This is a genomic window from Acinetobacter sp. TWP2-2-3 (assembly GCF_049896445.1).
Classification (GTDB): domain Bacteria; phylum Pseudomonadota; class Gammaproteobacteria; order Pseudomonadales; family Moraxellaceae; genus Acinetobacter.
In genome coordinates this window covers 55186-68092 of record NZ_JAFCUI010000006.1, presented here as the reverse complement: position 1 = coordinate 68092, position 12907 = coordinate 55186, and the positions used below count along the sequence as shown (strand labels likewise).

The 12907-nt window shown below is 44.2% G+C and carries 8 protein-coding genes; 5 read left to right on the top strand and 3 right to left on the bottom strand.

Features of this window, described 5'->3' with window-relative positions:
• Positions 1-133: 133 nt before the first annotated feature.
• A complete protein-coding gene (gene folB, locus ACP7AK_RS10045; protein ID WP_004278766.1) occupies positions 134-514 on the top strand; it encodes a dihydroneopterin aldolase in 381 nt (126 codons plus the stop codon).
• Positions 471-908, top strand: coding sequence for a 2-amino-4-hydroxy-6-hydroxymethyldihydropteridine diphosphokinase (locus ACP7AK_RS10040; protein ID WP_222112201.1), 438 nt, complete (start codon positions 471-473; stop codon positions 906-908). Before folB ends, ACP7AK_RS10040 begins: the two co-directional genes overlap by 44 nt.
• A gap of 592 nt (positions 909-1500) precedes the next feature.
• Here the strand turns inward: ACP7AK_RS10040 and ACP7AK_RS10035 are convergent.
• A complete protein-coding gene (locus ACP7AK_RS10035; RefSeq protein WP_005097209.1) occupies positions 1501-2202 on the bottom strand; it encodes a VIT1/CCC1 transporter family protein in 702 nt (233 codons plus the stop codon).
• 282 nt (positions 2203-2484) lie between these two features.
• On the opposite strand from ACP7AK_RS10035, the gene ACP7AK_RS10030 reads away from it, so the two are divergent.
• Entirely contained in the window at positions 2485-3186 is a 702-nt protein-coding gene (locus tag ACP7AK_RS10030; RefSeq protein WP_253144584.1) for a DUF1003 domain-containing protein, read from the top strand.
• A 146-nt stretch (positions 3187-3332) separates the two neighbouring features.
• On the opposite strand, the gene coq7 is transcribed toward ACP7AK_RS10030, so the two are convergent.
• A complete protein-coding gene (coq7, locus tag ACP7AK_RS10025) occupies positions 3333-3968 on the bottom strand; it encodes a 2-polyprenyl-3-methyl-6-methoxy-1,4-benzoquinone monooxygenase (RefSeq protein ID WP_005247248.1) in 636 nt (211 codons plus the stop codon).
• A 3-nt stretch (positions 3969-3971) separates the two neighbouring features.
• A complete protein-coding gene (locus tag ACP7AK_RS10020; RefSeq protein WP_425879818.1) occupies positions 3972-5291 on the bottom strand; it encodes an MFS transporter in 1320 nt (439 codons plus the stop codon).
• 174 nt (positions 5292-5465) lie between these two features.
• On the opposite strand from ACP7AK_RS10020, the gene ACP7AK_RS10015 reads away from it, so the two are divergent.
• Entirely contained in the window at positions 5466-8222 is a 2757-nt protein-coding gene (locus ACP7AK_RS10015; protein WP_425879817.1) for an autotransporter assembly complex protein TamA, read from the top strand.
• 35 nt (positions 8223-8257) lie between these two features.
• Positions 8258-12778 carry a translocation/assembly module TamB domain-containing protein gene (locus ACP7AK_RS10010; protein ID WP_425879816.1) on the top strand — a complete coding sequence of 1507 codons (4521 nt, stop codon included), beginning with the start codon at positions 8258-8260 and terminating at the stop codon, positions 12776-12778.
• Positions 12779-12907: the final 129 nt, after the last annotated feature.

Here is a 12907-nt window from a genome sequence, read left to right as displayed (position 1 = left end):
AATCCCTCCCGACCTCCCTTTCTAAAGGGAGGAGTGTCTCATTGCTTGATAAAGTAGAAGCGATAAAAGTCCCTCTTTATAAAAGAGGGATTTAGGGAGATTAGTTGTAAATATCATATTCTCGAGCAATCCAATGGACGCCATTATTATTGAAGGTTTAAAAGTTGAGACAGTCGTTGGCTGCTTTAACTGGGAGCGTCAAATTATTCAGCCTTTAATGCTGGATTTGATCATTCAAACCGATTTGGAACAGGCATCAAACTCAGATGCACTTGCAGATACGTTGAATTATGCAGAAATTTGTGAGATTTCCAGTAAAGTCATTCAAGACGCCAAGCCTGAATTGATTGAACATGCAGCAAAGTTAGTGCTGAATGCACTTTTTACTACCTTTACAGCAATTGAATCGATTAATATTACGATCCGTAAGCCTGCCATTATCGCGCAAGCCAATTCTGTAGGGATACGTCTTGAACGCCACCGAAACGATTTTCGCCCTAGCATTAGCGAGTAATTGTCATCCTCAGCAACACTTTCAAGCTGCACAGCAACGTATTTCTGAATGGGGAGAAGTTCAGTTTTCTCCCATTTATATGATTCCTTGCCGTGATGGCATCGGCGCAGATTACTGGAATGCAGCGTGTTTATTGCGAAGTTCGGTGTCTAGTGAAGACCTGATTGAGCTGCTCAAACAGCTGGAACAGGCATCAGGGCGAGTACGTCCATCACATCAGATTACTTTGGATGTTGATTTGATTGCCTGGGGATCCGATCTTCAACATATGCAGTTTAATGAAAAAAAATTGCCTTTGGCTTTGGATGTGAAAGTGCCCATGTTTGATATCTGGCATGATGCCATGTTCGAACATGGATCACATAGCTTCCCAACAGTTGAACAGCTGATTTAAATCAAATCACCTAATTTTTTGCTCATAAATTTTATCCAGTAAGAATGATTAACCAACCTGATCAAACAAGATCAGGCTTTTTTATGATTCAATTTTTTGTTTTAGATGAAAAGAAAAATTCAGATAAGATGAGGTGCTTAAGTATAGAGCTCATTTAAAAATGAAAATATTAGAAATCTTGGTTTCGGTGATTTTAATCCTTGGGATTCTTTATGTGATCCAATGGGGATTTCATGGTTTTCCGACGGGAAATTAATATTTGATTGATTTAAAGCTCTGGAATTTATTTTAAGATCAGTAAAAACCCTCAAAGCAGTAAAAATGCCTCATCGCTCTTTCACTTTTTCTTGTTATAAAAAATGATCAGCAATATGATAATGATCGCCAAGATGGCAAGAATAACCGTAGTTTCCATAACAATACCTCTCATGCATAGATCTTAGGTTTTAAATATCTAAATTAAAACCGAACATATATTAATTAAACTCAAGTTTTGTTAGAGCGGCTAGTTTTTGAAAAAACATTTTTCAGTGATGTTAATACAAGAGCCGCTCAATCCTATTCTTTGTCTAGCTAAAAAATAAACACATATTTAGGCAACAGACACATTAAATAATGATCCGATCCATGCACTGAATAACATGGCGATAATTCCCCAGAGCATCACCCGAACTGCACCTCTCCAGACGCTTACTCCACCGGCATAGCTTGCCAGTGCACCCATCATCCCCAGGCTTAAAACGCCAATCAGCATGACGCCTTTATCCAGATAGTGTTCCGGTAAAATCATAATTGAAATTAAAGGAAATAATGAACCTACCGTAAAGGCCATGGCCGAAGAAAATGCAGCGAGAAAGGGTTGGGCAGAGGTATGTGCTGAAATACCAATTTCATCCCGGGCATGGGCATCCAAGGCATTATGGTCGGTCAGCTGTTCAGCGACCTGTTGTGCCAAAGCAGGTTCCAGACCTCGTTGTATATAAATCGTTTTGAGCTCATTTAACTCATGCGTGGGATGGCGTTGTAGTTCGCGCTCTTCCATGAGTAGATCATTGGTTTCAATGTCTTGCTGGGATTTAACCGAAATATATTCACCGGCCGCCATTGATGCGGCTCCAGAAATCAATCCGGCAACACAGGTCACCAATAAAATTTCTGTAGATGCTCCACTGGCTGCAATACCCACCACCAGACTGGTGACCGAAATAATCCCGTCATTTGCCCCCAGTACAGCTGCACGAAGCCAACCCGCGCGTTCGATATAATGTTTTTCAAGATGGTATGAATGGCGCACAATGAAGCCCCTTTTTTATTATCATCATGATTATATTAAATTTAAGTCATGTATAGATAGTAGGATTGAATCGATCTGAAAATTATCTTGAATGATCAGCTCATCGTGCGCTTGGCTGAGCATTTTATCAATCCAAGATAAAATCGAAGTGAGATTCATAAGTTCAAGAAATCAGACGCACTTGATACATAATTGATTTACGAATGGTAAAAATGACTAAAGCAAATCAAACATATCGAACAAAATAATAGCTGAGTGAGTTGGTTTAAAAAGAGAATTATCATGAAAGAAAAACATGAAAGCCATAAATGCTTGGTATGCGGCAAGCACTTTCTTCTGAAAAATCTCACCCCGATGGGAACAGTCAGACAAGTCATTACCGAAGAGATTGCCAAAGATATTCCAGGCTGGACACCGCAAGATTATATTTGCCAGGCAGATTTAACCCAGTACCGTATACAGTATGTACATTCATTATTAAGTTCGGAAAAGGGTGAAGTGACTGATCTTGAGTTTGAAGTGATTGATAGCATGCATCAGCATGAACTGATTACCAAAAATGTGGAAACGACCTTAGAGCAAAAGTGGACCTTGGGAGAAAGGCTCGCCGATAAAATTGCAACTTTTGGTGGAAGCTGGACCTTTTTGATTTGTTTTGCAATCTTCTTGGGCCTGTGGATTACGATAAATACTGTGGTGATGGTGACACGACCTGCTGATCCTTATCCTTTTATTCTGTTGAATTTAATCCTATCCTGTCTTGCGGCGATTCAGGCACCTATTATTATGATGAGCCAGAACAGACAGGAAGCAAAAGACCGCTTACGTTCGCAAAATGATTATCAGATCAATTTAAAAGCCGAGCTGGAAATCCAACACTTGCATGAAAAATTAGATCATCTGCTGCTACATCAATGGGAACGGCTGGCGCAAATTCAGGAAATCCAGCTGGACCTGCTTTCTGAAATGAGCAAAAAAGATTAAAGGATGCTGTGGGGGAATCTCTATTATTTTATAGAGCTTATAAGTAATAAGATCGCCATATGCCTTGAGTTGTTATTATCTCGCTCAAGATTTGACCCATATTAAAAAGCCCACAAATGAGTGGGCTCAAACTAAAACCGTCTTATTTAAATAAAATAACTGGTTTTGGTCATCAACTTGGAAATGCCTGTCATGGCGATCTTAACTGGAACGGGTAAATCTACACCGCCAGCATTTAACGCTGTATCCCGATGATGCAGTTCATCTTCATTCATCTGTTCTAGAATACGACGAGAACGTTCATCCTGCGGTGGCAACTGGCTAATATGATGCTGTAAATGCATGCTGACCTGACGTTCTGTTTCAGCCACAAAACCCAAGCTGTATTTGTCACCTGCGATTCCGGCAATCGCGCCCATACCAAAGGAAAGACCGTACCAGACCGGATTGAGTAGGCTGGTATGGCTATCCAGTTCTTTTAAGCGGTCTTCACACCAGGCCAGATGATCCTGTTCTTCAATCGCTGCCTGTTCCATTTCACGACGTACATTCGGGAGTTTAGCCGTCATCGCCTGACCATGGTACAGTGCCTGTGCGCAAACCTCACCACTATGATTGACCCGCATTAAACCTGCTACATGACGTGCATCACTGACCGTTAATTGTGTTTCTACCGGTTGGGCCGGATTTTCACGTTGGGCCGAAGTCGTGCCCGGGACTAGACTGCGTAATGCCTGGTCAAAAGAGTGAATCAGTTTATCGAGACCTGTATATTGACGCATGAATTAATCCTCCAAGGGCGCTTTTGCAGTTTTGATCATTGGTTTCAGCCGGTAAAGTAGCCATAGGGTAAACAGGCCACTTAATACTGCGGTAATACAAAAAAGTATTTTAAGATCAAGCTCTAAAACACTCAAAATAATAATCGAGAATATAGCAGAAGATACCATGAAAACGGCATTCAGAATGTTATTTGCTGCAACCACACGCGCACGATGTGAGCGAGGAGAATGCGCCTGCATCATGGCATACAGCGGTACAATATAAAAACCGCCACTCACCCCGAGTAAGGTCACTGCTAGCATCACATGATAATAGCTCCAGCCCTGCTGAAAAACTTCTGCTAGACCGATTAATGCACCTGTACGTTCCGGAACAAAAGCCAGACTCGCGGCCAGATACAGGGCAAAGATCACAAGACCGATTGCACCAAAAGGCACCATTTTAATATTGACCTGGCTGCCGCCAATTTTACGGCACAGGAAAGAACCTAGTCCGATTCCGACAGAAAAGAAAGTTAGCAACAGACTGGCGACATTTTCCGAGGCATGCAGATTTTGTAGTGTCAGCTGTGGAATCTGAGTCAGATAGGTGGCACCATAAAACCAGTACCATGAATTGCCCAGTAAAATGGTAAATACTAAAGGCAGGCCTTTGGCATATTTCAAGGTTTGCAAACTGGTACGAAAAAAGTTCCAGTCAACTTGCAGCTCAGGCGCGGGAATACTTTGCTTGAGGATATAACGGCAGGATACATAGCCAATCAAGGCGATGCTGATCACGGTTAAACTGATCCAGATGAGGTTGCCAGCGGAAGCTGCAATGACTGCACCGCCCAGAATCATACCGAATAGGATTGCCAGAGAAGTTCCGGACTGAAACAGGGCATTGCCGGACATCAGTTCATTGGGTTTCAGCACTTCCGGTAAAATCGCGTATTTGATCGGGCCAAAGAACGTGGACTGGGTTCCCATCAGGAATAAAGCAAATAACAGAATCCATAAATTACCGAGCAGGAAACCGATCGTTCCTAGCAACATAATGACAATTTCCAGAAGCTTGAGATAGCGAATCAGCTGTGAACGTTCATATTTATCGGCAATCTGACCGGCAGTGGCTGAAAAAATAAAATAAGGCAAAATAAATAGTAAAGCCGCCAGATTATTCAATGTGCTGATGCTGGCCGATTGCTGTTGAATCCAGCCATAAGTGATCACCAGCAGTAACGCCTGTTTAAATACATTATCGTTTAATGCACCAAAAAACTGCGTCAGAAACATCGGTAAAAAGCGCCGAGAAGCTAACAAATGTTCATTTTTGTTCATATAGGCCGTGCTACATTAAGTTTTATTAAGAAATGTCAGTTATGCGTAAACATTGAGAAAAATCATGTAAGATACTTTCAGCCATGTAAAGGTAAAAACCAATTAATTAAGCTCCTTAGCTTATATTTTTCGGTCAAATAATCAATTAAAGAATGTATTCGTTTAGAGTTTGCTATGCCTGCAAAGAAAAATTTTAAAAAAACGATGCTAAATCGCAGTATGGGGCCTCTCATACCACAGCATAGTGGTATGCAGCTGTGTATGAGCATATTTTTTATGATGTTATCCCATCAGAGCATGGCACAAACTGAACAGCCCGAAACACCCGTGGCCATTTCTCAGGCAGAAATGGTGGACGAGCTATCCAAAGAAGCGATTCGTCAGGGTGTGGCCACGTCCAAAACGGAAGCGGAAGAAAAAATTGAAGAAGCCTTGGATCCGGAAGTACCAGTTGACAGCATGTTGATGCTGGAACAACAGCAAAATGCAGGATCTGGTCTGGGTGAATTTACGCCGATCGAGTTTGATGATCTGGAAGATCTGCCAGTACAGACTATTGATCAGAACATGGCGAATGAAATTTACCAGGTAGCCGAGCAAGCCAAACAGGAAGCACAAAACTATCGCAATACTCAGACCAGCGAAACGGTGGTGGCCGATATCAGCCAGCAAGAACTGCTGGAAATCAATCAGGCGCCGGTTAATGTCGATCAGTTAATGCAATCGATTCAGGCAGACAGCCAGATTATTGTACAAAATAATGAAGCCGGATTGACCTTGCCAGAAGTGCCAGGTCAGCTTGTCGCTGAGGATGATAAACGTCCAAATCTGTTCAAACGACTATTTTATAAAATACGTCCTCCACGTCAGATCATGACCGCAAGAGTTCCTCGCATTAGTGCCGATGTAGTGATCATGAATGGGCAAGGTGTTGCACAAAGCAACGGTATGCTGAATCGTAAAGATGTACCTGAAGGCCATCTGAATTTAAGAAATAATGTCAAAGCCAAATTATCCAGTTTTACCCAGGAGTCTTTTGGCGACTTTAATTCGGCATTGCCGCAATTACGCACCTTGTCCAGACAGGCAGCGCAGGCGGTGGGCTATTATAATGCCCAGTTCAGGTTTGAAAAAATCTCTGACAGTCGGGTTCGGGTTTCTGTGACCCCGAATGAACCTGTCCTGATCAGCACTCAAAATATTGAATTTACTGGAGAGGGCGCCGAACAGCCACAATTCCAGGTCATTAGTCTTTTGCCTGAACAGGAAGAAGGCGATATTTTCAATCATGGCAATTATGAAAAAACCAAAACACGGATTACTACTGCAGCCAATAACAATGGTTATTTTGATTCATTCTGGCGTCTGCATGATGTAAAGATTGCCCAGCCACAAAATACCGCCGATGTGAACCTGCGTTTTGAAACCGGCGAACGTTACAAGCTGGGTAATGTCGAGTTCAGAATGAGTGATCCTGAAAAGGAATTTCCGCTGGACCGTGACGTACTGGAAAGTCTGGTTCCCTGGACAGAGGGTGCAGATTATACCTTCTGGCGGGTGAATAGCCTGGCCAACAACCTAACCAACTCACGCTATTTCAATTATACACTGGTAGATGCGATTCGCCCTGATCCGCTTGATAAAGAGCTGGAACTTGCACCCGATATTCAAAGCCTGATTGAAGAACAGAAACGGAGTGAAGATCAGGCTGCTACGATGCAACCAGCTCGCTCGGTATCCTCTTCTCAGGAAGTGACCCAGAATGTCGTAGATGAAGACCAGTTTGCCGGTAGCCGCGATCAGGAAAGCGCAAATTTAAGAACTTTGCGGGTTGAGCAGCAAACCAAAGAGAATGAACAGGATCGTTTAAAAGTACAGGCACGGGAAGAGAAAAAGATTCCAGTGATTGTGACTTTAAATGCAGACCGTTTAAACAGTGCTGAAGTGGGTCTGGGTTATGGCACAGATACCGATATCCGTTTACGTGGTCAATATCGCCGCGCCATTGTGAACAAGCGCGGACATTCGTTTGATGCCAACATGGAGCTATCAGGCATTCGTCAGTCGATTGATGGACGTTATAATATTCCTTATAACCATCCGCTGAATGACTATGTCAGTATTGTGGGTGGTTATGAGCGTGAAGAGCGTGAAGGCGTCGCACAGGGTGAAGGCCTGTTGATTGAATCTGCAGTCTTAGGTGCAGACCGGATTATCAAGAATCCACGTGGTAGCTGGCAGCGGACTTTTGGCGCACGTTATCGTCTGGATCGTTTGAAGCAGGATGGTTCTGTCGATTTTAACCAGATTCCTGAAGCTTTTCGCTTTAATACCGAAGATGAGCAGCAATCCCTATTAGTCGGTTATGAAGTCTCACGTACCGAGAGCGATCGTCGGGTCAACCCAACCAAAGGCTTCAAACAGACCTATAAGATTGAACTGGGCAGTGAGGCTTTACTCTCTGATGCAGATATGGCCATTGTGAATGCGGGCTGGCGTTTTATCTATTCATTGGGTGAAAATGCAGACCATCAGTTTGTTGGGCGTGCCGACGCGGGTTATATTTTTACTCAAGATTTTGCCAAAGTACCGTATAACCTGAGATATTTCACCGGTGGTGACCAGAGTATCCGCGGTTTTGACTACAAGAGCCTTTCTCCGGAAATTGACGGCTTTAAAGTGGGCGGGCAGGCCTTGGGCGTGGCTTCATTAGAATATAATTATCAGTTTAAGGAAGGCTGGCGTGCTGCGGTCTTTGCAGATGCCGGAAATGCCTATAATAAAGAATTCAGTAATCCGACCGAATATGGCGCGGGTGTGGGTGTGCGTTGGGCTTCACCGATTGGGCCAATACGTATAGATGTTGCGACTGGACTGTCTGATGACAATTATCCGATTCGTTTACATTTCTTTATTGGATCGCAGTTATAAAACATCATTTTAAAAAATAGTTATTTGGGTAGATCATGGTCGAGAACCAACCACAGCCAGAACAAGAACCACAAGATAGCGTTGTGCCGAAAAAGCGCCGTATATTCAGAAGCATCCTATTATCGGTGCTTTTTTCGCTGATTTTTCTGCTGTCTGTGCTGGCTCTACTATTTTCGACCAATCAAGGCAGTAAATTCCTGCTGGATCAAGTGCTAGAACGCCAGCAAATTATTCAATATGAATATGAAGGCGGTAATTTATGGCGCGGGATTATTCTTAAAAATGTGCTGGTCAGCCTGAAACCGGTCGATGTCAAAATTGATCGTGCTGATGTAAAACTTGGTTGGCGCGCGATTGTCAAAAAAGAAATTCATCTGACTGAAGCCGATGTCCTTAATCTGCAAATTATTAACAAGCGACCTTCAACAGGCGAACCGTTCAAGTTTAATGCCATCCGTTTGCCTTTTATTTTGCGCGTTGACCATTTACTGCTGGATCATCTGGTGATTAAAACCCAGACCAATGCAGTCGATTTTTATAATATCGAATTAAATGAGGCACTCTGGTCCGGCACCGAATTAAATTTTGAAGATTCCCGTATGGACATGGGCTATCTGTCGGTACGTGAAGCTACGGGTAAAATGCAGTTTGAAGGCAAATATCCTCTAGATGCCACGGGCATCGTCAATCTACCTTCCTTAAGAGACAGCTTGAATATTCATGATATTCAGGTGCGGGCACGTGGAACGCTAGACACGATTCAGGCTGGCGTAGCAACCAATACGCCTGATTTATTAACCGGTTGGGTTATCGTGCATCCAATGCGTCCTCAGGTACCGATGCGCGGCGAGTTGAAGTTCAAGGATTACCACTGGCCTATTCTGGCCGAACAGAAACTGTTTACCAAAGACGGTATTGCCGAGTTTAATGGTGATATCAAGCGTCTGGGCCTGAACGTCCAGACTGACCTGATCGGGGAAAATATTCCACAAGGTCAGTATAGTGCGGTGATGTATACCGATCTGGTCAATCAGCTGAATATTACCGACCTAAATGGTCAGTTGATGAAAGGCGCAGTCACCCTTGCCGGGACAGTGGGCTGGAAAGATCGGGTCAGTTGGGATCTGGCTGGGCGTTTGAACGGGATTGATCCTAAACATGAGCGTATTCCGCAAGTCGTACAAGATTTCTTGCCGCCAAGTCTGGATGCCAATATTGCTTCTGCGGGTAACCTGGAAAATGGCCTGCACCTTACTGGACTGGTTGATTTCGACCGTTATGAAAGCTGGAAGCTGAAGTTGGATCAAAACCCGGTCAAAGACAATAAAGCGCAGCCGATGCTGCTGGATGTTGCCTGGAAAAATATTGATCGCGCCGTACCTTATGTGGGCTGGCTCAGCAGTGAGTCTGGCGATGTTAAATTGGCATTGGTTGAAGGTCAGCAGAATATTCATGTGGCCACTAAAGTCGAGCAGCATGAAGAAGGACTTCTGCCTGCAGGTATGTACCAAGCCAAGCTCAATCTGAACAAAAATATCCTGAATGTCCCAAGCTTTAATTACAGCGCCAATGCAGCAGGCAGCTTAAGCGGCAATGCACGGATTGAACTGCCACAGGAAAAACGTCAGTTAAAATGGACCGCGGTATTAAATGCCAAAAATTTGAATACTCAAAGTATTGCCGCAGCTTCACCGGTAGATCGTTTGAATGGCCAGGTTAAAGCCAATGGTTATGCGCAACCGAATCAGCAGATTATTAAACTGAATAGTGTCGACCTGACCGGACGACTAGCGGAGCAAAATGAAACCGTACGTTTGACCGGAAACAGCACCATTGCCTTGTTATTCCATAATGAAAAAGCGGGTGGTGGTTTTAAAGGTTATGCAGTCAATTATGATGGTGCTTTAAATGCCAGCCAGCTTAAAGCCAGTCAGGGTATGCTGAAACTGCGCGTTTCAGGCACACCAGAAATGTTGAAGATAAATGAATTTCGTCATGATGGTGTGGCTGGCAAGATTAATGCCAACGGTCTGGTCAATCTGGCGAATGGCATTGGCTGGGATATCAACGCATCCTTAATCCGCTTTAAGCCGCAATATTTTAATGCCAAACTGAAAGGTGAATTGTCAGGCAATGTGCAAACCCAAGGGGTGTGGTCAGATGCCTTAAAACGCATTCAGATTCAACGCTTGAATCTGGCCGGTATGCTGAATAACAAACCGGTACGTGGCAAGGGTAATTTATCGGTCATCATCAATTCAAACCAGCGCGGTTTTGTACCACAGCAGTTTGAAGCCAATAACCTGTTCCTGTCTTATGCCAGCAACCAGATTCAGGCGACCGGTAATGCACAAAACCTCCAACTAAAAGTGAATGCGCCGGCCCTGTTTGAATTGTATCCGGGCTTAAGAGGTCGTGCGCAGGGCTATATCAATATGCAGGCGCAGCCACGATTGCAGGCTTCAGCTAATCTATCTATCGATAATTTTGCTTTTAAAAACCTGTTTAGCGTGCAGAAAGTTCGTGTTCGCGGACAGTTGCCAACATCGCAAAGCACACCAACCTTATTGACCGCGACAATGGATCGCCTGCGTAGCGGTTCACGCGAGATTGTACGCGGTGAGATATCATTGGCCGGTACCCGTGCTGCGCACATTCTCAAAGTGCAGGCAGAAAACCGCCTGTCAAAATTCTTTGTGCAGCTCGCCGGTGGCTTTAATGCCCAAAATAACTGGCTGGGTCAGATTCAAAAAGGTGATTTCGACTCTTTACGTGCTCGTCTGGTGCAGCGTCAAAATGCAGCAGTGATTTATAACAGTGCTCAATCGGATCTGTTTGTTGGTGCTCATTGCTGGATGAGTCAGCAAAGCCAGTTGTGTTTTGATCAGCCGATTCGGGTTAATAAAACCCGTGGCAGTGCCTCTTTTGTTACCCAAAACCTTGATCTGGAAGACTTCAGTGCATTCCTGCCTGATGGATTGGCGTTAACAGGGAAAGTCAATGGTTATGCCAAGGCTGCCTGGGCGCAAGGCGCTAAACCTAAAATCGATGCACGTCTGGTGACGCGTAATGGTGTGGTGGGCTTATCTTCCGAAGATCCAGATTATTTGGGCTCTACACTCAAATATGATGAAGTCGGGTTGGTCGCAAAAAGTGTGGCAGATGGCTTGCAGCTTCGTCTGGATGTCAAAACACCAGATATCGGAACCGGCTATGCCAATGTCATCATTGATCCATATCGTGACAGTAAACCGATGCGTGGTGAAATAGCCTTTAACCAGGTACAGCTCAAGGTCTTTAAGCCATTTATTCAGGACATCCGTAATCTGGACGGGATATTATCTTATGCCGGAAAAATTAGCGGAACTTTAACAGATCCTTTGCTTGAAGGTGAGGTTCGGGTTAAAGATGCTTCGATTAGCATGATCTCCTTGCCGGTGAATCTGACCAATGTACAACTGTATTCATCCATACGTCAGAATTCTGCCAGTATCAATGGCGCATTTAACAGTGGTCGTGGTGTGGGTAAATTAACCGGATCGGTCGACTGGAAAGGTGATCCGCGAGTGCAGTTAAAACTGCAAGGTGATAATCTGCTGATTCGTCAGGCCCCATTAATTACCGCTGTAGTGACACCTGATTTGACTTTGGACATGTATCCATTTAATAAAAAACTGAGTCTGAGTGGCACAGTCGATGTACCGCGTGCGCTGATTTCAATGCCTGAAGCCTCAGAACCTGTAGTCGGTTTATCTTCAGATGTACGTGTCGTACATGAAGGTGATGATCAGCTGGCGATCTTGAAGTCGGCACGTCCTTGGGATATCCGGGCAGATGTAGCTGTTTCTTTAGGGAATCAGGTCATCTTCCAGGGCTTTGACAGTCGTATTCCGCTATTGGGTCGAGTCAATCTGTCACAGCGTGGTCTGGAAACTGCAATGCGTGCCAATGGTGCAATCGGGGTGTCACAACGAGTGAAAATCGAAGCCTATGGCCAAAGTCTGGACCTGAATCGTGCTATCGCGCGTTTTAATGGTGAACTTACCAATCCGACGCTGGACATTGATGCCAATAAATCGGTTCAGGGTAGTACGGTCGGGGTACGGGTAACAGGGACGGCATCGAGTCCAAGTATTCAGATTTATAATGATGCGGGCTTGTCAGAACAGGAAGCCTTGAATGCCTTGATTACCGGTCGTGTTAATGAGGGTGTATCTGGTTTAAGCCAGGCTGAAGGATTTAGATCCGATGTGAATAATACGATCGCTGCTGCGGGGATTAGTTTGGGCTTGGGTAGCACCCGCGCACTGACCAACCAGATCGGGCGCAGTTTTGGCTTAACTGGTCTAGCTCTGGATGCTCAAGGTACAGGAGATGATACTCAGGTTTCTGTGACTGGTTATATTACGCCTGATTTATATCTCCGTTATGGAGTCGGGGTATTTACACCGGTGAATAAGCTCACTTTACGCTATCAGGTAAATCAGCGCTTGTATCTGGAAGCGAGTCAGTCTTTAGAACGTGCGATTGACTTGTTCTATAATTGGCGCTTCTAATTTAAGCAATAAAAAAGCCCTAAAATTTTAGGGCTCTTTTATTGGGAGACAGCACAAAGATTTTATTAGCTATAAAGTAGATTGATGTCATAGTCAGCAGAAGCATTGATCTCTAAATTCAATCTCTAT

Bases quoted from the DNA above. Each gene is read 5' to 3' on its own strand.
- folB (WP_004278766.1), top strand. From the start codon at position 134: ATGGACGCCATTATTATTGAAGGTTTAAAAGTTGAGACAGTCGTTGGC.
- ACP7AK_RS10030 (WP_253144584.1), top strand. From the start codon at position 2,485: ATGAAAGAAAAACATGAAAGCCATAAATGCTTGGTATGCGGCAAGCAC.
- coq7 (WP_005247248.1), bottom strand. From the start codon at position 3,968: ATGCGTCAATATACAGGTCTCGATAAACTGATTCACTCTTTTGACCAG.
- ACP7AK_RS10020 (WP_425879818.1), bottom strand. From the start codon at position 5,291: ATGAACAAAAATGAACATTTGTTAGCTTCTCGGCGCTTTTTACCGATG.
- ACP7AK_RS10015 (WP_425879817.1), top strand. From the start codon at position 5,466: ATGCCTGCAAAGAAAAATTTTAAAAAAACGATGCTAAATCGCAGTATG.
- ACP7AK_RS10010 (WP_425879816.1), top strand. From the start codon at position 8,258: ATGGTCGAGAACCAACCACAGCCAGAACAAGAACCACAAGATAGCGTT.